Raw genomic sequence first — 22,029 nt, forward strand, 5'->3', positions numbered from 1 at the left:
GTTGGGTTGCGATCCGGCTTCCGCCGGGTGACGGCCGCCCGGCCCATACCACGCTTCGACCAGGGAAGACACCTATCCGCATCTGCCGTTTGGCTGGTTATGATCGGCTCCTCCGCGTCCCGGCCCCCTCCCCAGGAGCCCACGGGGCGCGGGACGTTGGCCCGGCCCCCGCACCTCCCGCTCACGAGGACCGATGTCTGTCATAGAACCCGCAGGACCCGAAGGCCCACCAGCGCGGTCGACGGCTCGCCCGCGCCGGCGCCGGACCGTACGGCTGCGCACCCTGCTGATCTGGCTGGCCGTGGTCCCCACCATGGCGATGGGTGCCCAGGTCGCCGTGACCGCCGAGCGCCTGCTGGCACAGGCGGAGCACCTGCGGGCCGACGTCGAAGCAGCGGAGCGGATAGGCGCACCGCTGTACACGCTCATGGTGGACCTCCAGTCCGAGCGGACCGTGACCGCGGCGCGCTGGGCGGGCACTCCGGGCGCCGAGGAAGAGCTGCGCAACCGCCGGCAGGCCACCGACCGGGCCGCGGCCGAGTTCCGGCTGCTGGCGGCGGACCCGGTGCACTCCGCCGAGGCGTTCGCCGAGGTCGTCCGGCGGCTCGCCGAACTCGGCGCGTACCGCGGGCGGGCGGACTCCCGTACCGGCGCCGCCGACACCACCCTCGCCTACTACACCGGCACCATCGACAAGATCATCCAGGTGTACCAGGAGGAGTTCAGCCACGCCGAGGACGCCGAACTCACCCAGGAGAGCCGGCCCGTGGTGTCCCTGCTGTCGGCCTCCGAGATGGTGGCGCGCGAGGACACCGCCCTGGCCCTGGCCGGGCCGTCCAGGGAGCTGAGCGCGGCCGGTTTCGACCAGTTCGTCAGTTCCGTGGGCGCCCACAGGTACCTGTACTCGACCTGGGTCGTCCCCTACCTGCCCGAAGGCGACCGGCAGTTCTTCGAGCGGATCGTCGCCTCGCCGGCCTGGCAGACGAAGGTCCGCATCGAGAACGCGGTCGTCTCCGAGCACCGGGACACCGAGTCCGGCGTCCGGCTGCCCGCCGAGGTGGCCGGCTGGCGGGACGCGCACGAACGCTTCTCCGTGCAGATGGCCACCCTGAACGTGGACCGGGCCCGCGAGGTGCTGGTCCGCGGCGAGGCCAAGGCCGAGCAGCTGCGGACCGAGGTCGCCTGGCTGATCGGGGCGAGCGGCGGCGGGCTGCTGGTCGTGGTGACCGTGGTCGTGCTCACCACCCGGTCGGTGCTCCGCCGGCTGCGCTCCCTGCACGAGCGGACCGTGACGGTCGCCGAGGAGACCCTCCCCGACGTGGTGTCCCGGCTCCAGCGCGGCCTGCCGGTGGACGGGACGGCGCTGCCCGCCGTGGGCGGTGACCGCGACGAGGTCGGCCGGATCAGCGACGCCTTCGCCCGGGCCGTCGCCGTGTCCGTCGACGGGCACCGGCAACTCGCGGCCGAGCGTCACGGTTTCGGGCTGTTCGCCGCCGGAATCGCCTCGCGCACCGGGAACCTGGTGAGCCGGCAGCTGGGCCTGACCGAGGACATCCAGGACGCCTTCGGGCACGACGAGGCGCTCCTCGCCCAGCTGATGCGGTCCGACCAGCTGACGGTGGGCATGCGGCGGCAGATCGAGAACCTGCTGATCCTCTCGGGCGGCGAGATCCCCGACCCGCACACCGAGCCCATGCGCATCGCCGACCTGCTCCGGGAGGCCGCCGCGGAGGTCGAGGACTTCCGCCGCATCGAACGGCAGGCGCTGGACGAGGCGAGCGTGGAACCGCACGTGATCAGCCAGATCAGCCACCTGCTGGCGGAACTCCTCGACAACGCCACCCGGTTCTCCCCGCCCCGGTCGAAGGTGGTCATCCGCGCCGAACTGGTGGCCGACGGGCTGTCGGTGGAGATCGAGGACCGCGGGCCGCGGGTGAGCCCCGCGCGCTACGAGGAGATGAACGCCCGCCTGCACTCGGCCCCGCCGTACTCGGTGCTCGCCGAGAACGCGCACCGGCTGGGCCTCTTCGTGGTCGGGCACCTCGCCGACCAGCTCGGCGCCTCGGTCACGCTGCGCCGCTCCGTGTACGGGGGCACCGCCGCGGTGGTGGTCCTCCCGAGGGACCTGCTGACCACCCCGGCGGCCCCGGCCCCGGCGCCGGCCCCGGCCCCCGCCCCCGTACGGCAGGCCCCGGCCGAACGCAGGCCGGAGCTGGTCCTGCACTCCAACGCGCCCGCGGCGGCCAAGCCCGTACCGGAACCGGAACCGGAACCGGCCGCGACCCCGGCACCGACCCCGGCGACGGAGACGGAGACGGAGGCGGAGACAGGGACGGGGCTGGGGACGGAGACGGTGACGGGCACCCGACCCGCCCTCCCCGAACGCGTCCCCCAGACCCACATGGCCACGCAGCTCCGCGCACCCCGCGCGCCGGAAGCGGCGCCCGCCCGGGACGCCGCGACCCCGGAAGAGGTGGCCGACGCCTGGGCGGACTACGAGCAGGGCACCCAGACAGTGGAAGAAGAGCTCCGACAGGATCAGCCATGACGACGACACCGAACACCGCGGCATCCGACGACGTGATCTACAGCGTCCTGGACAACAACCTCAGCAGGATCGCGGGCATCCAGGGAGCCGTGCTCCTGTCCAACGACGGGATCAAGCTCAGCGCCTACCTGCTCGACCGGGACCAGGCCGAACGCATGGCCGCCGCGGCCTCCGGCATCGCGGCCACGATGAAGGCGATATCCAGGGAGGTCGAGGGCGGCCGGGTGATCCGCCAGCTGGTCGAGATGGACGACCGGTACCTGTGCATCGTCGGCTGCGGCGAGGGCAGCACCCTCATCGTGGTGACCTCCCGCAAGGCCCGGCTGGGAGAGCTCGGCGGCGAGGCCGTACGGACCGCCCAGGCGCTCGGCGAGTGGCTGGGCACGCCCGGGCGCGCCCAGGCGCCGAACTCCTGATGCCCGAGGAACCGCAGCCCGGCGCGGCGGGGCCGGACGCCCCGCCGCCGCGCGGCCGCCGGCGGACCCGGCTGTACGCCCTCACCGACGGCCGCACGGCCGCGCCGCGGACGGTGCTCACCATGGACACCACCATCACGACGGCGGTCGGCGAGGACGCGTACGGGGGCCTGCCCACCGAGTGGCGGACCGTCCTCGCCATGTGCGCGGAGCCGGGCGGCCTGGCGGTCGCCGAGATCGCGGCGCGGATGCACATCCGCCTCACCCCGGCGACCCTGCTGCTCGGCGAACTCGCGGACCGCGGGCTGATCCGGCACCGGCCGCCCCTGTCGGGCGGCGAGACCACCAACGTCCACACGCTCATGAGAATCAGGGACAACCTTGCCCGGATATGAAGCAGCCCCCGTCAAGATCCTCATCGCCGGCGGATTCGGAGTCGGCAAGACGACCCTGGTCGAGTCGGTCTCCGAGATCGAGCCGCTGCGCACGGAGGAACGGCTGACGGCCGCCGGGATCGGCGTGGACGACCTCGACGGCATCGAGTCGAAGGCCGTGACCACGGTGGCGATGGACTTCGGCCGGATCACCCTCACCGACGCCGGGGTCGTCCTCTACCTGTTCGGCACGCCGGGCCAGGAACGCTTCTGGTTCATGTGGGACGACCTGCTGAACGGGGCCCTGGGGGCGGTGGTGCTGGTCGACACGCGGCGGCTGGACCGCAGCTTCGCGGCGGTGGACTTCTTCGAGAGCCGCGGACTGCCGTTCGTGGTGGGCGCCAACTGCTTCCACGGGGAGCAGCCCTACACGGCCGCGGAGATCGCCGCGGCGCTGCGCCTGCGCGACCCCCGCACGCCCGTCCTGATGCTCGACGCCCGCTCCCGCGACAGCGTCCGCGACTGCCTGCTCGCACTGCTCGACGTACTGATCGACAAGGCCGGCGCCGCCACCCCGGCCCTCACCCGCGCGTGAACGCCGCCGGGGACCCACCCGCCCACCCGGCCCGAGCGGCGCTCGAGCGGGACCCGGCGGAGCCGAAGCCGCGCAGCGCAGACCTGGCCCGGCGGAGCGTCACGGCGCGATCGGCAGCTCCCGCTTGTGCGCCGTCGCCCGGTACCGGCGGGCGATGATCTCCCACACCCGCCCGTCGACCGGCTTGCCCTCCAGGAAGTCGTCGATGTCGTCATAGGTGACGCCCAGCGCGTCCTCGTCGGCCTTGCCCGGGTCCAGCGTCTCCAGGTCGGCCGTCGGGGTCTTCCACACCAGCTCCGCAGGGGCACCCAGCGCGTCGGCGCAAGCGCGGACCCGCCGCTTGGTGAGGCCGGTGAGCGGGACGACGTCGGCGGCGCCGTCGCCGAACTTCGTGAAGAAGCCGGAGACCGCCTCCGCCGCGTGGTCGGTGCCGACGACCAGGCCGTCACGCGCACCGGCCACCGCGTACTGGGCGATCATGCGCTGGCGGGCCTTGATGTTGCCGTGCACGAAGTCCTGGTGGTGGGCGTCGCGGAAGACCAGCCCGGCGGCCACCGTCGCCTCCAGCGCCGCGTCGGAGGCCGGCTTCACGTCGACGGTCAGGACGTGGTCGGCGCGGATGAAGCCGAGGGCGAGCTGGGCGTCCTTCTCGTCGGCCTGCACACCGTACGGCAGCCGCATCGCGTAGAACTCGGCCTGGTGACCCGCGGCCCGCGCCCGCTCGACGGCGAGCTGGCAGAGGCGGCCGGCGGTGGTGGAGTCCACGCCGCCGCTGATGCCGAGGACCAGGGAGCGCAGGCCGGTGGCGGTGAGCCGCTCGGTGAGGAAGGCCACCCGGCGCTCGATCTCGCGTTCGGCGTCGAAGGTCTCGGCGACCTCCAGCTCCCGGGCGATCTCCTGCTGCTGGGCGATGGACGCCGGCTCGCTCACGGCTGCTCCTCGGATGTCGTGCGGACGTTTCCCGCACACCCTAGCGGGCCGCTGGAGCGGGCCGGTCCCGGTCGCCGCAGCACCGGTGGCGGTCGGCGGACGCGCGCACCGGGGCCGGCGCACCCGGACCGGAGCCGGGGGCCGCGGCCGTAGCCCCCCGGGGGCCCGGGAAGCCGCGGAACGGGCCGTTCGTCACCTGATGCGGTGAACTCCCCCTTATCCCGTCCCCCGCAGGGTAGGGCCGTGCTGATCTCGTCCGGGATCCGGCCGTCGCCGGGCCCGCGCCGCTTGAGGAGAAAGGCTTTGCCCGCCGTGTCCCAGCCCTTTCGACTGCCGGAGTTCTACGTGCCGTATCCGGCGCGCCTGAACCCCCACCTCCTCCAGGCGCGCGCCCACACCAAACAGTGGGCCCGGGCCTTCGGGATGCTGGAGGGCTCGGGGGTCTGGGAGGAGGCCGACCTCGACTCGCACGACTACGCCCTGCTGTGCTCCTACACCCACCCGGACTGCGACGCCGAGACGCTGAGCCTCGTCACCGACTGGTACGTGTGGGTCTTCTTCTTCGACGACCACTTCCTGGAGACCTTCAAGCGGACCGGGGACCGGGCCGGAGCCAGGGCCTACCTCGACCGGCTCGCCGCGTTCATGCCGATGGACCCGGCCGACGGGTTCCCCGAGCCGGTCAACCCCGTCGAGGCGGGCCTGGCGGACCTGTGGGCGCGGACGGTCCCGGCGATGTCCGCGGACTGGCGGGAACGGTTCTCCGAGAGCACCCGCAACCTGCTCGACGAGTCCATGTGGGAGCTGGCCAACATCGGCATCGGCCGGGTGCCCAACCCGCTCGAGTACATCGAGATGCGCCGCAAGGTCGGCGGCGCCCCCTGGTCGGCGGGCCTGGTCGAGTACGTGGCGGCCGAGGTCCCGGCCCGGGTGGCGCGCTCGCGGCCGCTGGCGGTCCTGCGCGACTCGTTCTCCGACGCCGTGCACATCCGCAACGACCTCTTCTCCTACCGTCGGGAGGTCGAGGACGAGGGTGAGCTGTCCAACGCCGTCCTGGTGCTGGAGACCTTCCTGGGCTGCTCCACCCAGGAGGCCGCGGACCTCTCCAACGACCTGCTGACCTCACGGCTCCAGCAGTTCGAGCACACCGCGCTCGTCGAGGTGCCCGGCCTCGCCGCCGAGCAGGGGCTGTCCCCGGACGAGCTGGCCGCCGTCCTGGCGTACGCCAAGGGGCTCCAGGACTGGCAGTCCGGCGGCCACGAGTGGCACATGGTCTCCAGCCGCTACATGAACGAGGAGGCCCGCCCGACAGCGGCGCTGACCCTGCCGTTCATGCCGTCCGGGCCCGGTACCGCCGCGCTGGACGTCCGCTCCCTGTTCCCGAGCCGGGCCGTGGACCTGCGCAGGCGCAGCTTCACGCACGTCCCCTTCCGGAAGGTGGGCCCGTCGCTGCTGCCCGACTTCCACCTCCCCTTCCCCCTGCGCCTGAACCCGCACCTCGACGGGGCACGCCGCGAGCTGGTCGCCTGGTGCCGGCGGATGGGCATGCTGGAGCCGCAGCCCGGAGACCCCGGCTCGGACGTCTGGACCGAGAGCAAGCTGGTGGGCTTCGACCTCGCGCTGTGCTCGGCGGGGCTCGACCCGGACGCCACCCCCGAGGCACTGGCCCTGAGCGCCCAGTGGCTGGCCTGGGGGACCTACGGGGACGACTACTACCCGCGGGTCTTCGGGTGCGGGAAGGCTCCTGACGCGGCGCGCGCCGCCACCGCCCGCCTGGTCTCCATGATCCCGGTCGACCCCGCGGACGCCCCGGAGCCGGTCACCGCACTGGAGCGGGGCCTGAAGGACCTGTGGGCGCGGACCGTCGCCGGCATGAGCGGCGGGGTCCGGGCCGATTTCCGGGCCACGGTGGTGGAGATGCTCCAGAGCTGGGTCTGGGAGATCGACAACACCACGGCCAACCGGATCCCCGACCCGGTGGACTACGCGGAGATGCGGCGGCTGACCTTCGGCTCGACCATGACGATGTTCCTGGCGCGGCTGGGCCACGACGGGCGCGGCGTGCCGCCCGCGCTCCACTCGCACGGGGTGCTCCGCTCGCTGGAGAACGCGGCCGCCGACACGGCCTGCCTGATGAACGACCTCTTCTCGTACCAGAAGGAGATCGAGGTGGAGGGCGAGGTGCACAACCACGTCCTGGTCACCCAGAACTTCTTCGACATCGGCTACCCGCAGGCGTTCCGCATCGTGGCGGACCTGATGCGGCAGCGCACCGAGGAGTTCGAGCACATCCGGGACGACCAGCTGCCGGTGCTCTACGAGGACCTCGGCCTGGCCGCGGAGGCGCGGGCGGCGGTCGACGCGTACGTCGGGGAGCTGGAGGACTGGCTGGCGGGGATCCACCACTGGCACCTCAAGGTCCGCCGCTACCGCGACGAGGACCTCCACCCCCGGCCCACGGGCCTGACCCCGGGCTCGTGGTCGGAGGCCTTCGGCCGGTCGGCGGCGACGCCGCCGTCCCTGGCGGCACACCCTTCCTGACGGCGGCGGGCGGCTCGCGGCGGGCAGCGGGCAGCGGGCAGCGGGTGAGGACGCGGCGGACGGCGGGACGGGGCACATCCCAGCACACGGCGGCCACCGTTGTCCTCCCCCGCGCGGGGGAGGCGTTCTCCTCGCTCGGGGGATCCGGCGGTGCCCGGTCCCGCGGTTGTCTTGAAGCATGAAACAGACGTTGAAGCACATGCTGTTCGCGCCGCTGCTGACCGGGGTCCTGACGGTGACCGGGCTGTCGGGCCCGGCCGTGGCCCAGGGGGTTCCGCCGGGCCCGGCCGCGGCGGAGGGCGGGGCCCAGGGGCGGACGCCCGCGGAGGACGTCCTGGCCCGGATAGCGGCCGTCCCAGGGTTGCGGGTGACGGGAGAACGCCCGGCGCCGGCCCCGGGGCAGATCGTCCTGGACCTGGCCTACCGTCAGCCGGTCGACCACCGGCGGCCCGGCGGGGCCTCGTTCGAGCAGCGGCTGACGCTGTTGCACAAGTCCACTGCGCGCCCCATGGTCCTGTACTCCAGCGGCTACGACCTGGGGTCCTCGCCGCAGCGCCCGACCGAGCCGACCGAGTTGCTGGACGCCAACCAGATCACCGTGGAGCAGCGCTTCTTCGGCACGTCCCGGCCTGCCGGGGACGACTGGTCCGCGCTGACGATATGGCAGGCCGCGAGCGACCACCACCGCCTCGTCTCGGCCCTCAGGGGGCTGTACGGGGGTGCGTGGATCTCCACCGGGGGCAGCAAGGGCGGCATGACCGCCGTCTACCACCGCCGCTTCTACCCGGACGACGTGGCCGGCACGGTGGCGTACGCCGCACCCAACAACACCGACGACCGGGACGACAGTGCCTACGACGCGGCTCTGGAGCGGGTCGGCACCCCGGAGTGCCGTGCCGCCCTGAAGGCCGTCCAGCGCGAGGCCCTGGAGCGCCGGGCGGCGATGACCGCGCGTTACGCCCACTGGGCCGGGACGAAGGGGGTCGGTTTCGAGATCATCGGCGGTGTGGACCGCGCCTTCGAACTGGCGGTGCTGCGGCTGCCGTTGATGTTCTGGATGCACCAGCCGACGGGCGGCTGCGCGGGCGTTCCGGCGGCGACCGCCACGGACGACGCCCTGTACGCCTGGGTGGACCGGGTGACCCGGCTCGAGGTGTACGCCGACCCCACCCTGAAGGCGTTCACCGCGTACTTCCACCAGTTGGGCACCGAGCTCGGGTATCCGGCCTTCGCCGCCCCGCACCTGGCCGGGCTGCTGCGGTACCCGGGCGTCCAGGAAGTCCGCTCCTACGTGCCGCGGGACGTCCCCCTGCGGTTCCGGCGCGGGGCGATGGCGGACGTCGACCGCTGGGTCCGCCGCGACGGCCGCGCGCTGATGTTCGTCAACGGCGAGAACGACGTGGCGGTGGCGGAGCCGTTCCGTCTGGGGAAGGGGACGCGTGACTCGTTCGCCTTCACCGTGCCGCGGGCCAACCACCACCTGTCCATACGCGCCCTGCCGCCGGCCGACGCGGCCAGGGCCACGGAGGCCCTGCGCCGCTGGGCCGGCGCCGGACGGGGGTAGGGGGCGTGCGGGGACGGGCCAGCCGGGGACGGGTCAGCGCGCTGCCGGGCCGGTCCAGCCGGCCGGGACGTGGCCGAGGCGGACGCGCTGGGGATGGTCGCCGACGGGGACGGAGACGCGTTTGGCGCCGGTGGCGAAGTCGATCGCGGTGACCCGGTCGCTGCCGCTCTCGGAGACCACGCAGGCGGTGCCGTCCCCGTTGACGGCGGCCCAGTAGGGCTTGTCGACGGGGACGAGCGGGCCCTCGGCGAGGGTGGCCCGGTCCACCACGGTGGCGTAGTCGTCCATGGTTCCCGCGATGCAGAGCTTGCTGCCGTCAGGGCTCATGGACATGCCGTGGTGGCGGGAGTCGTTGACCCAGTCGGTGCGCTTCTTGCTGGTGGCCGGGTTCTCGGGGAGCGTCTTGAGCCGGGTGATCCGGTCGGTGGCGATGTCGTACTCCAGGAAGCCGTTGAAGAACGACACCTGGAAGTACAGCTTCGACTCGTCGGGGCTGAAGGCGTTCGGCCGGATCGAGTCGGACAGGTCGGAGCGGCCGAAGGCGTCGAGGCGTTCGCGCATGTCGATCACCCGGACGGTCTCGAAGGTCCGCGCGTCCACCACGGTGATCTTGCGGTCGCCCTTCGTCCAGTCCAGCCACGGGGCGTCCAGGTCGGTGTTGACCTCGCCGATGGAGGCGTTCCAGAGCAGCCGGCCGTCGCGGGAGAAGGTGTTCTCGTGGGGTTTGTCTCCGGTGCGGAAGGACCCGACCTGCCGGCCGGAGACGATGTCCAGGACGTGCACGGTGTTGGAGGTGGAGGCGGAGACCGCGACGCGGGTGCCGTCGGGTGAGACGGCCATGTGGTCGGCGCGGTAGCCGGACACCGGGAAGCGCCAGTTGATCCGGCCGGAGGCCAGGTCGATGGAGACCACGTCGGCGAAGGAGGGGCGGGAGACGACCACCGCGGAACCGTCCGGGGTGGAGTACATGTCGTCGGTGAACTGGTCGTGGCCCTCACCGGCGGTGGTACGGATGCCGAGGAAGAAGGCCAGCTTGACGGGGTTGAGGTAGATCTCCCGCAGCCGCTCCTCCTTGTCGGGGATCACGTTGATCCGGCCGATCCGGGCCATGTCCCCGGTGGAGGCCAGCACGTCGGCCGTGCCCTCCCAGTTGTTGCCGACGAACAGCACCTCGCGCGGCTGCGCGGCGGGGGTCTCGGCGGCGGCCGGTGTCAGGGCGGTGAACAGGGCGGTCGCGGCCAGCACGCACGCGGCACGCAGGGGGCTTCGCAACATCCGGTCAACTCCGTTGGAGGGAAGGAGTGTTACCGGCGGGTAAAATAGAGGGCGGAAGAGAAGGGCGCAAGGCCCGCGGCCTCACGCCCCTGTGGTCGAGGGCTTTCCGGGAGCCGTCGCTCAGGCGACGACACCGATCCGCCCGGCCACCTGCTCGGTGCCGTCGCGGTGGATCGGGGTGTGCGCTCCGGTGAGCGCGATCCCGCTGCCGCCGCGCCGGTTGGCGACGATCTCGGCGGCGATGGACAGCGCGGTCTCCTCCGGGGTGCGGGCGCCGAGGTCGAGGCCGATCGGGGAACGCAGCCGGGCGAGTTCCAGCTCTGTGACGCCCACCTCGCGCAGCCTCTTGTTGCGGTCCTCGTGCGTCTTGCGGGAGCCCATGGCGCCGACGTAGGCGACGGGCAGGCGCAGGGCGGTCCGGAGGAGCGGGACGTCGAACTTGGCGTCGTGGGTGAGGACGCACAGCACGGTCCGGCCGTCCACCTCGGTGGACTCCAGGTAGCGGTGGGGCCATTCGACGACGACCTCGTCGGCCTCGGGGAAGCGGGCCTTGGTGGCGAACACCGGGCGGGCGTCGCACAGGGTGACGTGGTAGCCGAGGAACTTGCCGATCCGCACGAGGGCGGAGGCGAAGTCGATGGCACCGAAGACGATCATGCGTGGGGCCGGGACGCTGGACTCGACCAGCACCTTCAGCGGCTCTCCGCAGAGCCGGCCGTCGGCGCCGATCTCCAGGACACCGGTCCGGCCGGCGTCGAGCAGGGCGCGTGCCTCCTCGGCGACGGTCCGGTCCAGCTCGGGGTGTCCGCCGAAGCCGCCCTGGTGCGGGCCTTCGGTACGGACGAGCACGGCACGGCCCAGAAGCTCCTCGGGGCCGGCCGCGATCCGGGCCACCGCGGCTGGCGCGCCGGCCGCCGCGGCGGCTATGGCGGCCTCGAAGACCTCCCGCTCGGGGGAGCCGGCGAGGACCGGGGTGACCAGGATGTCGATGATGCCGCCGCAGGTCAGGCCGACCGCGAAGGCGTCGTCGTCGCTGTAGCCGAAGCGCTCCAGGACGGTGCGGCCGTCCTCGATGGCCTGCCGGCACAGCTCGTACACGGCACCCTCCACGCATCCGCCGGAGACCGAGCCGATGGCCGTCCCCTCGCCGTCCACGGCGAGGGCGGCTCCGGGCTGCCGGGGAGCGCTGCCGCTGATCGCCACCACGGTGGCGACGGCGAAGTCGCGTCCCTGCTCGACCCACCGGTTCAGCTCTTCGGCGATGTCCAGCATGTCGGCCTCCTCGGAAGGTCGGTTTCAGTATCGGATGCGCGGAGGGATCACGCGTTGCGGTTCAGGCTCAGTGGACGCCGAGCCAGCCCTCGATCGGGTTGAGCGCGAAGAACACCAGGAAGATCGCGAACAGGCCCCACATGAAGGCGCCGACCTCGCGGGCCTTGCCCTGCGCGACCTTGATCGCGACGTGGGAGATCACACCGGCGGCGACACCGGCCGTGATCTGGAAGGTGAAGGGCATGATCACGACGGTCAGGAAGACCGGGACCGCGGTGGCCATGTCGGCCCAGTCCACGTGGCGGGCGTTCTGCATCATCATCGCGCCGATGACCACGAGGGCGGCGGCGGCGACCTCACCCGGAACGATCTGGGTGATCGGGGTGAAGAAGATGCAGGCGGCGAAGAAGAGGCCGGTCACCACGGAGGCGAGGCCCGTGCGGGCGCCCTCGCCGACACCGGTGGCGGACTCGACGAACACGGTCTGGCCACCGCCACCCGCGACACCGCCGATGGCACCGCCGGCACCGTCGACGAACAGGGCCTTGGACAGGCCCGGCATGCGGCCCTTGTCGTCGGCCAGCTTGGCCTCGGTGCCGACACCGATGATGGTGGCCATCGCGTCGAAGAAGCCGGCGAGCACCAGGGTGAAGACGATCATGCCGACGGTCATCGCGCCGACCTCGCCCCAGCCGCCGAACTCGACCTTGCCGAAGAGCGAGAAGTCCGGCATGGAGACCGCGGAGCCGCTCAGCTCCGGCGGGCCGCTCGCCCAGGCCTTCGGGTCGATCTTCACCACGGCGTTGAGGACGGCGGCGACCACGGTGCCGGCGACGATGCCGATCAGGATGGCGCCGGGGACCTTGCGGGCCTGGAGCATGAAGATGGCCAGCAGGGTGAGGCAGAAGAGGACGACGGGCCAGCCGGCCAGCTCACCGGCCGGGCCGAGGGTGACGGGGCCGCCACCGGGCGCGGGGTTCTCGTGCACGAAGCCGGCCTTGTTCAGGCCGATCAGCGCGACGAAGAGGCCGATGCCCATGGTGATCGCGTGCTTGAGCGCCAGGGGGATCGCGTTCATGATCATCTCGCGCAGGCCGGTGACGACCAGGAGACAGATCACGACGCCGTACATGACGCACATCGCCATGGCCTGGCCCCACGTCATGCTGGGGACGACCTGCGAGGCGAGGACACCGGAGACGGAGAGTCCGGCCGCCAGGGCGAGCGGCACCTTGCCTATGAAGCCCATGAGGAGCGTGGTCACGGCGGCCGCGAACGCGGTGGCCGTGATGAGTGCCTTCTGGCTCAGAGTGTCGCCGGCGACATCCTTACCCGAGAGGATCAGAGGGTTGAGCAGCAGGATGTACGCCATGGCCATGAAGGTCGTGATACCGCCACGAACCTCGTTGCCGACGTTGGATCCTCTGTGGGTTATGTGAAAGTACCGGTCGAGCCAGGACTTGCCGGCCGGGGGACGCGAGCCTTCGGCTGCGTCCTCGGCGGTGGTCTTGGGCTCCACAGACGACTGGGTCATGGTGCCTAACTCCCAAGGTTCAAAGGGGCACCCGCATGGGGGGCAGATAGGGGGACTGCGGGATTTGGGACTTGCGTTGGCCGCACGACCCGGGGGACGGCCCGAGACGAAGCGTTCGAGTACTGCTGGTACTGCTGGTACTGCTGGCACTTCTGGTGTTGCTGGTACTGCGGTGTTGCCGGTGTTGCGTTCGTACTCCGGGCGGTGTGACGTGAAGTGTGACGTTCCCGGTCACACCGCCCGGAGAGCTTCGGATCCCTACAGGGTCCCGGTCAGCGCCTCGGGACGGATCGGGGTCTTGTTCAGCTCCAGACCGGTCGCCTGCCGGATCGCCGCGAGGACGGCCGGGGTGGACGACAGGGTCGGGGCCTCGCCGAGACCGCGCAGGCCGTACGGGGCGTTCGGGTCCGCGAGCTCCAGGACGTCGACCGGGATGGTCGGGGTGTCGAGGATGGTCGGGATCAGGTAGTCCGTGAAGGAGGGGTTGCGCACCTTCGCGGTCTTCGGGTCGACGATGATCTCCTCCATGACCGCCACGCCGAGTCCCTGGGTGGTGCCACCCTGGATCTGGCCGACGACGGAGAGCATGTTCAGCGCCTTGCCGACGTCCTGGGCGGTCGCCAGCTCGACGACCTTGACCAGGCCGAGCTCGGTGTCCACCTCGACCACCGCGCGGTGGGCGGCGAAGGTGTACTGGACGTGGCCGTTGCCCTGGCCGGTGACCAGGTCGAAGGCCTCGGTCGGACGGTGGCGGAACTCCAGCTCGATGTCGATCGCCTCGTCCTCCAGGATGTCGGCGATGTCCGCGAGCACCTCCCCGCCGTCGGTGACGACCTTGCCGCCCTCCAGGACCAGCTCCGCATGGGCCCACGCCGGGTGGTAGGAGCCGTTCTTGCGGCGGCCGATCTCCAGCAGCTTCTCGCGGACGGCCTCACAGGTGTTCTTCACCGCGCCACCGGTCATGTACGTCTGCCGGGAGGCGGACGTGGAACCGGCGGAACCGACCTGCGTGTCGGCCGGGTGGATGGTCACCTGGGTGACGCCGAGCTCCGTGCGGGCGATCTGGGCGTGCACGGTGACACCGCCCTGGCCGACCTCCGCCATGGCCGTGTGGACCATCGCGACGGGCTCGCCGTTGATGACCTCCAGGCGCACGCGGGCGGTGGAGTAGTCGTCGAAGCCCTCGGAGAAGCCGACGTTCTTGATGCCGACCGCGTAGCCGACCCCGCGGACGACGCCCTCACCGTGGGTGGTGTTCGACAGGCCGCCCGGCAGCGCGCGGACGTCCGCGCCCTCGCCGGCGGACTCCCACTGGCGCTCCGGCGGGAGCGGGCGCTCCTTGACCCGGCGCAGCAGCTCGGCGACCGGGGCCGGCGAGTCCACGACCTGGCCGGTCGGCATGATCGTGCCCTGCTCCATGGCGTTCAGCTGGCGGAACTCGACCGGGTCCATGCCCAGCTTCGCCGCGAGCTTGTCCATCTGGGCCTCGTAGGCGAAGCAGGCCTGGACGGCGCCGAAGCCGCGCATCGCGCCACACGGCGGGTTGTTCGTGTAGAGGGCGATGGCCTCGATGTCCACGTCGTCGATGACGTACGGGCCCACCGAGAGGGAGGACGCGTTGCCGACGACGGCCGGGGAGGCCGAGGCGTACGCGCCGCCGTCGAGCACGATCCGGCACTTCATGTGCGTGATCTTGCCGTCCTTGGTGGCGCCGTGCTCGTACCAGAGCTTCGCCGGGTGACGGTGCACGTGGCCGAAGAAGGACTCGAACCGGTTGTAGACCATCTTGACCGGCTTGTTGGTCGCGAGGGCCAGCAGGCACGCGTGGATCTGCATCGAGATGTCCTCGCGGCCGCCGAAGGCACCGCCGACGCCGGACAGCGTCATGCGGACCTTCTCCTCGGGCAGGCCGAGGACCGGGGCGATCTGCTTGAGGTCCGAGTGCAGCCACTGGGTGGCGACGTACAGGTCGACGCCGCCGTCCTCGCCGGGAACGGCCAGGCCGGACTCGGGGCCGAGGAAGGCCTGGTCCTGCATGCCGAAGGTGTACTCGCCGGTGACGATGACGTCGGCCTTCTTGGCGGCCTCGTCCGCGTTGCCGCGGATGATCGGCTGGCGGTGCACGATGTTCGGGTGCGGGACGTGACCGGCGTGGTGGTCGTCGCGGCCCGGGTGGAGCAGGACCGCGTCCTCGGCGAGCGCGGACGCCTCGTCGGTGACGAGCGGGAGCTCCTTGAAGTCGATCTTGATCTTGGCGGCGGCGCGGCGGGCGGTCTCCGGGTGGTCGGCCGCCACGAGGGCGATCGGCTCACCGTGGTGACGTACCCGGCCGTTGGCCAGCACGGGGGTGTCCTGGATCTCCAGGCCGTAGTTCTTCATCTCGGCCGGCAGGTCCGCGTAGGTGAGCACGGAGTACACGCCGGGCATGGCGAGTGCCTCGGAGATGTCGATGTTCTCGATCTCGGCGTGGGCGACGGGGCTGCGCAGGGTCTGGCCCCACAGCATGTCCTCGTGCCACATGTCCGAGGAGTACGCGAACTCGCCGGTGACCTTCAGGGTGCCGTCCGGGCGGAGCGTGGACTCGCCGATGCCGCCCTTGTTGTGCTTCTGGGTGACCTTGGTCGGCGTACCGGAGGGCGCGGTGCGGGTGTTGGCCATGATCAGACCGCCTCTCCCTGACGGGCGGCCGCCAGGCGGACCGCGTCGAGGATCTTCTCGTAGCCCGTGCAGCGGCAGAGGTTGCCGGACAGGGCCTCACGGATGTCCTGGTCGGACGGGGACGGGTTCTCCTCCAGGAGCGCGTCGGCCTGCACGAGCAGACCCGGGGTGCAGAAACCGCACTGGACGGCGCCGGCGTCGATGAACGCCTGCTGGATGTTGGAGAGCTCCACGCCCTCGCCGGTCTGGGAGTCGGTGCCCTTGGCGGACCACTGCTTGGCCTCGTCGGTGGACACGCCCTTGCTGCCGCAGCCGCCGCCGGTGCCGCAGGCACCGCCGTGGCCGTGCTGTTCGCGCTGCTTGGCGAAGTCGGCCAGGCCCTCGACGGTCACGACGTCGCGGCCCTCGACCTGGCCGGCGGCGACCAGACAGGAACAGACCGGCACGCCGTCGAGACGGACGGTGCAGGAACCGCACTCGCCCTGCTCGCACGCGTTCTTGGAGCCGGGCAGGCCCAGGCGCTCACGCAGGACGTAGAGGAGGGACTCGCCCTCCCAGACGTCGTCGGCTTCCTGCGGACGACCGTTGACAGTGAAATTGACGCGCATGGTTACGCAGCCCCTTCAAGCGAGCGGCCGTTCGTGCCGCGGTACTGCTCCCAGGTCCAGACGAGCTGGCGGCGAGCGAGAATGCCAACCGCGTGACGGCGGTACTTCGCCGTGCCACGGACGTCGTCGATCGGGTTGCACGCGCCGGAGGCGAGCTCACCGAACTGCTTTGCGATCGACGGGGTGATGACCTTGCCGTTGTCCCAGAAACCGCCCTCTTCCAGCGCGGCGTTCAGGAACTCCTCGGCGGCCTTCGCCCGGATCGGGGTGGGGGCGGCCGAAGCGATGCCCGTACGCACGGTGCGGGTCTCGGGGTGCAGCGCCAGGCCGAAGCCGCAGACCGCGATGACCATCGCGTTGCGGGTGCCGACCTTGGAGTACTGCTGCGGGCCCGTGGCGTTCTTGATGTGGACCGTCTTGATGAGCTCGTCGGCGGCGAGCGCGTTGCGCTTGACACCGGTGTAGAACTCGTCGATCGGGATCAGGCGGGAGCCGCGTACCGACTCCACCTCGACCTCGGCGCCCGCGGCGAGCAGGGCGGGGTGGGAGTCACCCGCGGGGGAGGCGCAACCGAGGTTGCCGCCGACACCGCCGCGGTTGCGGATCTGCGGGGACGCGACCGTGTGCGAGGCGAGCGCGAGACCCGGCAGCGTGCCGCGCAGGTTCTCCATGATCTGCGTGTACGGGACGGAGGCGCCCAGCTTGGTGACCTCCTCGCCAACCTCCCACTCCCGCAGCAGCTCGATGCGGTTGAGGTCGAGGAGGTACTCCGGACGGCGGTGGTCGAAATTGATCTCGACCATGATGTCGGTGCCACCCGCAATCGGCACAGCTGTGGGGAACTCGGCCTTAGCGGCGAGCGCCTCCTCCCAGCTGGCGGGGCGAAGGAAGTCCATGTGCGGCTCTCTTCTTACTAATCGGGTCGTTCACTTCAAGCCAGGAGGCCGAAGGGCCCTCGACTGGTCGTTCACGTGCTGTTAACGCGGTGTGGAGCCAGTACACAAGCCGCGCGTCCCCCGGGTGCAGTCACCGAAACCATGAAGCGGTTGGCTGGCGACCTCCCTCGTCTTGTAGATTCGTATGAAAGGCAGGATGCGACGACCTGCCCGATTTCCAACGGCAACATCGAGACAGATCGGCGGCGACATCATGCGGCTGCGCGCACTGCTGGAAACCGAGGCGCTGGGGCTGCGGCTGCTGGGCGTCGAGGAAGAACTCGACCGGACGGTCCGCGGAGTCATGACCACGGACCTGAGAGATCCCAGCCGATACCTCTCCGGAGGGGAACTTGTCCTGACGGGCCTCGCCTGGAGGCGAAATTCGGCCGACTCCGAGCCGTTCGTACGAATCCTCGCGAGCGCGGGCGTGGCGGGCCTGGCGGCGGGTGAGGCGGAGCTCGGATCCATCCCCGACGATCTCGTCCAGGCGTGTCTGAGAAACCGCCTCCCGCTGTTCGCCGTGAACGAGAGCGTTGCATTCGCCACGATCACGGAGTACGTCGTCCGGCAGGTCTCCGGAGAGCGTGCCGGGGACCTCGCGGCCGTCGTGGACCGCCACCGCCGGCTGATGACCTCGGGCCCCGCGGGCGGTGGCCCGGACGTGGTGCTGGATCTGCTCACCACCGACCTCGATCTGCGCGCCTGGGTCCTCTCCCCCACCGGCCGGCAGATCGCCGGGGCGGGCGAGCCGCTGGCGCCCGGCGTCTGCGCGACTCTCGCCAGCGAGCACCTGGCGGCCGTCCGGACGGGCCGCAGGGGGCCGCACCGGATCTCCATTCAGGGTATTACCTACTCCCTCTTCCCGATCAGGGGCGCGGGACGCGCCGCAGGTCCCGGCGCCCGTGACGTCCGCGAGAGCGTGCTGTCCGACTGGCTCCTCGCCGTGGAGGCGGACGCCGGGGACTGGCCCGCCGAGCGGCTGGACCTGCTGCAGGGCGTCACCCAGCTGATCGCCGTGGAACGGGACCGGCGGGACGCGGCGCGCACGGTGCGCCGGCGGCTCGCGCAGGAAGTCCTGGAACTGGTCCAGACGGGTGCCGCGCCCGCCGAGATCGCCGCCCGCCTGCGGGTCGCTGCCCCGGTGCTGCTGCCCGGCCTGGGCTCCGCGCCGCACTGGCAGGTCGTGGTGGCCCGGGTGGACTGGGAGGGCGGGGACATCCCCGGCGGCCCGGTCGCCCAGTCCCTGCTGGAGGAGATCCTCGTCGACCCGTCCGTGTCCGGGCCGGAGCCCTCGGACCGCATCGCCGTGGCCCACGCCGGCGACGAGGCCATCGCGCTGGTCCCGCTGCCCGCGCTGGCGGGCGACGGCGGGGAGGACGGCGGCCCCGAGTCGGCCCTGCACGCCGACGCGCTGCTCGCCTCCGTGCGGGAGCCGCTGGCGGCGGGCCTGGCCGACGACGGGCGGCTCACCCTGGGCGTGAGCGCCGCCGTGCACTCCGCGGAGGGCCTGCGGGGCGCCCTGGAGGAGGCCCGGCACGCCCGCCGGGTCGCCGCGGCCCGCCCGGGGCGGGTCTGCGCTGCCGGCCACCACGAGCTGGCGTCGCACGTGCTGCTGCTGCCGTTCGTCCCGGACGACGTACGCAGGGCCTTCACGGCCCGGCTGCTGGACCCGCTGCGGGACTACGACCGGCGGCACCGGGCGGAGCTCATCCCGACGCTGGAGGCCTTCCTGGACTGCGACGGCTCGTGGACGCGCTGCGCGACGCGGTTGCACCTGCACGTCAACACGCTGCGTTACCGGGTCGGGCGAATCGAGCAGTTGACCGCGCGGGACCTGTCCCGGCTGGAGGACAAGCTGGACTTCTTCCTGGCACTGCGGATGAGCTGAAGAAACGCGCGGGGGCGGGCCGGCGGCACCCGTCTGATGGCATGTCCGAACTTTGTGAAAGAGTTCACCCGACCCCTTGGCCGATCCAGCAGATCCGTGCTGTCATTTCGCCCCAGGGCTCAAATGACGTGCTGCGCGATTGCTTGGGGAGGGCAATGTGGCGGACACCGCCATGTCGGGTGCCGGAACTACCGGGGGAGACGACCCCCTCCAGCGGGCGATATGGCGGCTGCGTTCGCGCGGTTGTTGGACCGACGCGGCAGCGCTGCTGATCCCGCACGCGGCCGATCCGGACGCCGCGGTCCAGCGCACCGCCCTGCTGGTCGAACGGTGCCTGTTCACCGGGGTCGGGTGGGCCGAGGCGGAGGAGGCGCTGCGCACCGCCGAGGCGGTCGCCCAGGACGACGACGCGCGGGGCGCGGCCGCGTGCGAGCGGGGGCAGCTGGCGTACGCGGCGACCGTGCTGGGGGTACGGGACAGGGCCGACGAGGCCCGCTCGGCCCTGGGCCGGGCCGCGGCCCTGCTCTCGCCGGCCTCACGCCGGCGGCCACTGCTGGACTTCCGGCGGGGGCTGGTGGCCGAGCACCTCGCGGACGCGCCGGAGTCGGCGAGGCCGGCGTACCGGCGGGCGCACGCCGGGGCCGCGGCCCAGGGCGACACCCTGCTCCAGTCCTTCACCTGGCGGCACCTGGCCGGGCTGGCACTGCGCGACGGCGAGCTCGCCGAGGCGCGGCACGGCTTCGCGGAGTCCCTGCGCATCCGGGAGGAGCTGGGGTTCCTGGTCGGGACGGCGCCGGCGCTGGCGGCCCTCGCGGAAGCGGAACCGGAGCCCGAGGCCTCCCGCCTCCGCGCCGAGGCGCGCCGCCTCTTCCACCTCCTGGGCGGCATCCCCACGTGGCTGGCCGACCAGCTCCACCCCACCCCGGCGGCCTGAGCCCGCGAGGCCGGGCGGAGCCGAGCCGCGCACCCCACGCTCCGGCCGACCACCCGGGGCTCCGCCCCGCACCCCGCTGCTCAACGCCGGAGGGGCTGGAAGTGCCCGCCCGGCACCGGCCCGCACGGGCCACACCCCCGGCGGGGCGACTCCCAGCCCGAGCGGCGATTGAGCGGGCCCGGGCGGAGCCCCGGGGCTCCCGGCGGGGCCGGGCGGGGCCCCGGGGGCTTGGGCCGCCGGGGCGGGGCCCCGTTCAGTGGGGGGCGGTGGCGCCGGTGAAGTGTTCGCGGACCAGGGACTCGACCGCGGAGAGCTCGCCCGCGACCAGCGCCTCCAGCAGCGCCGAGTGCTCCGCCGCGTCCGCCACCAGGTCCGCCCGCCGCACCCGCGGCGCGTTCGCCAGGGGCCACTGGGAGCGCCGGTGCAGGTCCTCCGCCACCTGGACCAGCTGACCGTTGCCCGTGAGCGACAGGACGGCCCGGTGGAAGGCCCGGTCGGCGTCGGCGTACCCCGGGACGTCCCCCGCCGCGGCCGCCGCGCTCGTCGCGGCCGCCGCGGGCCGCAGGGACTCCCAGGTCTCCGGCGGCACGGTCCGCGCCAGCCGCAGCATCACCGGCACCTCCAGCAGCGCCCGCACCTCCGCCAGCTCGGCCAGCTCCCGTGCCGTCCGGGAGAGCACCCGGAACCCCCGGTTGGGCAGGCACTCCACCGCGCCCTCCAGGGCGAGCTGGGCCATCGCCTCGCGGACGGGGGTCGCGGACACCCCGAAGCGTTCGCCCAGGGCCGGCCCGGAGTAGATCTCGCCCGGTACGAGCTCGCCGTCGACCAGCGCCGCCCGCAACGCCTCGAGCACCTGTCCGCGCACCGAATGGCGGAATACCTTCCGTCCGCCGGTACCCCCCTGTGCCGGGATCACCGCGTCGTGCACTCGGTCCTCCTGGCAGCTTCGGGATGTCCTCCGAAGAATAGGTGAACCGGTGGCGGAAAACAGACCTCGGCCGCTGGCCAGCCCCTACGGAGATCAGGTAAGGTAAGCCTTACCTGTTAACGATCGTGTGATTCGGTGGTCCGTCCATGACCGTCCCGGCCCTGCTCAACGTCGCCCCGTCCGCCCCGGCCGGCTCTCCGGTGGCGGAGGCGTACGCCCGCCTGGCCGAGGTCCACTCCGGACTCCGCGTCCTCGAAAGGTCCGCGCACGAACCCGCCCCTCGCGGTGTGGGGTGGGTCGGCGCGGACCAGCTCGCGGCGGGCGGTGCCGCCGTGGACGCCTTCCTCGCCTGGGACCACGCCCAGGTGCTGCGGGACTACGGCCGGCAGGCCCGGCCCGACGTGGTCGCGGGCTTCGGCCTGCACCGGTACGCCTGGCCGGCCTGCCTGCTGTTCACCGTGCCCTGGTTCCTGCACCGGCGGGTCCCGTACCTGCCCCCCGCCCAGGTGGCCTACCACCGCACGCTCGGCCGGATGGCCGTCCACGTCGCGGAGTTCGCCTGCCTGCCCGGCGACCCCGCCGCGGGCCTCCCCGGCGCCCACGTCATCCCGGACGAGGAGGCGCTGCGCGCCGAGGTGCGGGCCGCCCTGGCCGCGCACCTGGAACCCGTGGTCGAGGGCTTCGCCCCCCGGATGCGGCGCGGCCGCCGCGCCCTGTGGGGCATGGTGACCGACGACGTGGCCGAAAGCCTCTGGTACGTCGGCGACCTGCTCGGCGAGGAGGCCCGCGCCATCGCCGAACTCGGCCTGCTGCTGCCGGGCGGGACCGCCCCCTACACGGGTACGAGCGGCTTCCGCACCCTGACCGGACCGGACGGCACCGGCCTCGTCACCCGCGACCGGGCCGGCTGCTGCTTCTTCTACACCATCCGCCCCGAGGACACCTGCGTCACCTGCCCCCGGACCTGCGACGCGGAGCGCATCACCCGGATGACGGCGGCCCACGCGTCCTGAACCACCCCCGGGG

General features: G+C 72.4%; 17 protein-coding genes. 9 read left to right on the forward strand and 8 right to left on the reverse strand.

The window, feature by feature from the left end; translation table 11 throughout:
• Positions 1 to 193 precede the first annotated feature (193 nt).
• From ACFY61_RS03245 to ACFY61_RS03260, 4 genes are read left to right on the forward strand one after another with little or no spacing between them, the layout of a single operon-like run.
• The gene (locus tag ACFY61_RS03245) at positions 194 to 2,548 is read left to right on the forward strand and encodes a nitrate- and nitrite sensing domain-containing protein (RefSeq protein WP_389466301.1); all 2,355 of its coding nucleotides are present in this window, start codon (positions 194 to 196) and stop codon (positions 2,546 to 2,548) included.
• Positions 2,545 to 2,964: a roadblock/LC7 domain-containing protein gene (locus ACFY61_RS03250; protein WP_389466303.1), complete on the forward strand. Its 420-nt coding sequence runs from the start codon at positions 2,545 to 2,547 to the stop codon at positions 2,962 to 2,964. The genes ACFY61_RS03245 and ACFY61_RS03250 overlap by 4 nt, the downstream gene beginning before the upstream one ends.
• Complete coding sequence (locus ACFY61_RS03255) at positions 2,964 to 3,359, forward strand: DUF742 domain-containing protein (RefSeq protein WP_389466305.1); 396 nt, start codon at positions 2,964 to 2,966, stop codon at positions 3,357 to 3,359. The genes ACFY61_RS03250 and ACFY61_RS03255 overlap by 1 nt, the downstream gene beginning before the upstream one ends.
• On the forward strand, positions 3,346 to 3,933 hold the full coding sequence (locus ACFY61_RS03260) for an ATP/GTP-binding protein (protein ID WP_389466308.1): 588 nt from the start codon (positions 3,346 to 3,348) through the stop codon (positions 3,931 to 3,933). The genes ACFY61_RS03255 and ACFY61_RS03260 overlap by 14 nt, the downstream gene beginning before the upstream one ends.
• Positions 3,934 to 4,032: 99 nt before the next feature.
• Here the strand turns inward: ACFY61_RS03260 and nadE are convergent, their stop codons facing one another.
• Positions 4,033 to 4,863, reverse strand: a complete 831-nt coding sequence (gene nadE, locus ACFY61_RS03265; protein ID WP_389466310.1) for an ammonia-dependent NAD(+) synthetase — start codon at positions 4,861 to 4,863, stop codon at positions 4,033 to 4,035.
• A 312-nt stretch (positions 4,864 to 5,175) separates the two neighbouring features.
• Between nadE and ACFY61_RS03270 the strand changes: the two genes are divergently transcribed.
• Complete coding sequence (locus tag ACFY61_RS03270) at positions 5,176 to 7,404, forward strand: germacradienol/geosmin synthase (protein ID WP_389466313.1); 2,229 nt, start codon at positions 5,176 to 5,178, stop codon at positions 7,402 to 7,404.
• Positions 7,405 to 7,582: 178 nt separating this feature from the next.
• Positions 7,583 to 8,968, forward strand: coding sequence for a S28 family serine protease (locus tag ACFY61_RS03275; protein WP_389466316.1), 1,386 nt, complete (start codon positions 7,583 to 7,585; stop codon positions 8,966 to 8,968).
• A gap of 33 nt (positions 8,969 to 9,001) precedes the next feature.
• On the opposite strand, the gene ACFY61_RS03280 is transcribed toward ACFY61_RS03275, so the two are convergent.
• The 6 genes from ACFY61_RS03280 to ACFY61_RS03305 all read right to left on the reverse strand — a co-directional run bounded on the left by ACFY61_RS03280 (position 9,002) and on the right by ACFY61_RS03305 (position 17,211).
• A complete protein-coding gene (locus tag ACFY61_RS03280) occupies positions 9,002 to 10,243 on the reverse strand; it encodes a YncE family protein (protein WP_389466319.1) in 1,242 nt (413 codons plus the stop codon).
• 120 nt (positions 10,244 to 10,363) lie between these two features.
• Positions 10,364 to 11,515, reverse strand: coding sequence for an XdhC family protein (locus tag ACFY61_RS03285; RefSeq protein WP_389466321.1), 1,152 nt, complete (start codon positions 11,513 to 11,515; stop codon positions 10,364 to 10,366).
• A gap of 67 nt (positions 11,516 to 11,582) precedes the next feature.
• Positions 11,583 to 13,049, reverse strand: a complete 1,467-nt coding sequence (locus ACFY61_RS03290) for an NCS2 family permease (RefSeq protein WP_389466323.1) — start codon at positions 13,047 to 13,049, stop codon at positions 11,583 to 11,585.
• Positions 13,050 to 13,307: 258 nt separating this feature from the next.
• On the reverse strand, positions 13,308 to 15,707 hold the full coding sequence (pucD, locus tag ACFY61_RS03295; protein ID WP_389466325.1) for a xanthine dehydrogenase subunit D: 2,400 nt from the start codon (positions 15,705 to 15,707) through the stop codon (positions 13,308 to 13,310).
• Positions 15,708 to 15,709: 2 nt separating this feature from the next.
• Entirely contained in the window at positions 15,710 to 16,315 is a 606-nt protein-coding gene (locus ACFY61_RS03300; protein WP_389466328.1) for a (2Fe-2S)-binding protein, read from the reverse strand.
• Between the two features lie 2 nt (positions 16,316 to 16,317).
• Positions 16,318 to 17,211, reverse strand: coding sequence for an FAD binding domain-containing protein (locus tag ACFY61_RS03305; protein WP_389466331.1), 894 nt, complete (start codon positions 17,209 to 17,211; stop codon positions 16,318 to 16,320).
• A 253-nt stretch (positions 17,212 to 17,464) separates the two neighbouring features.
• Here ACFY61_RS03305 and ACFY61_RS03310 point away from each other — a divergent pair, with 253 nt between their 5' ends.
• Together ACFY61_RS03310 and ACFY61_RS03315 are read left to right on the forward strand one after the other, a co-directional pair.
• Entirely contained in the window at positions 17,465 to 19,141 is a 1,677-nt protein-coding gene (locus tag ACFY61_RS03310; RefSeq protein ID WP_389466334.1) for a PucR family transcriptional regulator, read from the forward strand.
• A gap of 172 nt (positions 19,142 to 19,313) precedes the next feature.
• Positions 19,314 to 20,075 carry a hypothetical protein gene (locus ACFY61_RS03315; RefSeq protein WP_389466998.1) on the forward strand — a complete coding sequence of 254 codons (762 nt, stop codon included), beginning with the start codon at positions 19,314 to 19,316 and terminating at the stop codon, positions 20,073 to 20,075.
• Between the two features lie 253 nt (positions 20,076 to 20,328).
• On the opposite strand, the gene ACFY61_RS03320 is transcribed toward ACFY61_RS03315, so the two are convergent.
• Positions 20,329 to 21,003 (reverse strand): GntR family transcriptional regulator, encoded by a 675-nt coding sequence (locus ACFY61_RS03320; RefSeq protein ID WP_389466337.1) that lies wholly within the window; start codon positions 21,001 to 21,003, stop codon positions 20,329 to 20,331.
• Between the two features lie 146 nt (positions 21,004 to 21,149).
• Between ACFY61_RS03320 and ACFY61_RS03325 the strand changes: the two genes are divergently transcribed.
• Positions 21,150 to 22,016, forward strand: a complete 867-nt coding sequence (locus ACFY61_RS03325; RefSeq protein WP_389466339.1) for a (2Fe-2S)-binding protein — start codon at positions 21,150 to 21,152, stop codon at positions 22,014 to 22,016.
• Positions 22,017 to 22,029 lie beyond the last annotated feature (13 nt).

Origin of the sequence: Streptomyces sp. NPDC012888 (genome assembly GCF_042900645.1) — a bacterium.
Taxonomy (GTDB): domain Bacteria; phylum Actinomycetota; class Actinomycetes; order Streptomycetales; family Streptomycetaceae; genus Streptomyces.

Excerpts from the sequence above, each read along its gene's own strand:
- ACFY61_RS03300 (WP_389466328.1), bottom strand. The coding sequence starts at position 16,315 with ATGCGCGTCAATTTCACTGTCAACGGTCGTCCGCAGGAAGCCGACGAC.
- pucD (WP_389466325.1), bottom strand. The coding sequence starts at position 15,707 with ATGGCCAACACCCGCACCGCGCCCTCCGGTACGCCGACCAAGGTCACC.
- ACFY61_RS03255 (WP_389466305.1), top strand. The coding sequence starts at position 2,964 with ATGCCCGAGGAACCGCAGCCCGGCGCGGCGGGGCCGGACGCCCCGCCG.
- ACFY61_RS03275 (WP_389466316.1), top strand. The coding sequence starts at position 7,583 with ATGAAACAGACGTTGAAGCACATGCTGTTCGCGCCGCTGCTGACCGGG.
- ACFY61_RS03315 (WP_389466998.1), top strand. The coding sequence starts at position 19,314 with ATGTCGGGTGCCGGAACTACCGGGGGAGACGACCCCCTCCAGCGGGCG.
- ACFY61_RS03325 (WP_389466339.1), top strand. The coding sequence starts at position 21,150 with ATGACCGTCCCGGCCCTGCTCAACGTCGCCCCGTCCGCCCCGGCCGGC.
- ACFY61_RS03280 (WP_389466319.1), bottom strand. The coding sequence starts at position 10,243 with ATGTTGCGAAGCCCCCTGCGTGCCGCGTGCGTGCTGGCCGCGACCGCC.
- ACFY61_RS03285 (WP_389466321.1), bottom strand. The coding sequence starts at position 11,515 with ATGCTGGACATCGCCGAAGAGCTGAACCGGTGGGTCGAGCAGGGACGC.
- ACFY61_RS03305 (WP_389466331.1), bottom strand. The coding sequence starts at position 17,211 with ATGGACTTCCTTCGCCCCGCCAGCTGGGAGGAGGCGCTCGCCGCTAAG.
- ACFY61_RS03290 (WP_389466323.1), bottom strand. The coding sequence starts at position 13,049 with ATGACCCAGTCGTCTGTGGAGCCCAAGACCACCGCCGAGGACGCAGCC.
- ACFY61_RS03250 (WP_389466303.1), top strand. The coding sequence starts at position 2,545 with ATGACGACGACACCGAACACCGCGGCATCCGACGACGTGATCTACAGC.
- ACFY61_RS03245 (WP_389466301.1), top strand. The coding sequence starts at position 194 with ATGTCTGTCATAGAACCCGCAGGACCCGAAGGCCCACCAGCGCGGTCG.
- ACFY61_RS03310 (WP_389466334.1), top strand. The coding sequence starts at position 17,465 with ATGCGGCTGCGCGCACTGCTGGAAACCGAGGCGCTGGGGCTGCGGCTG.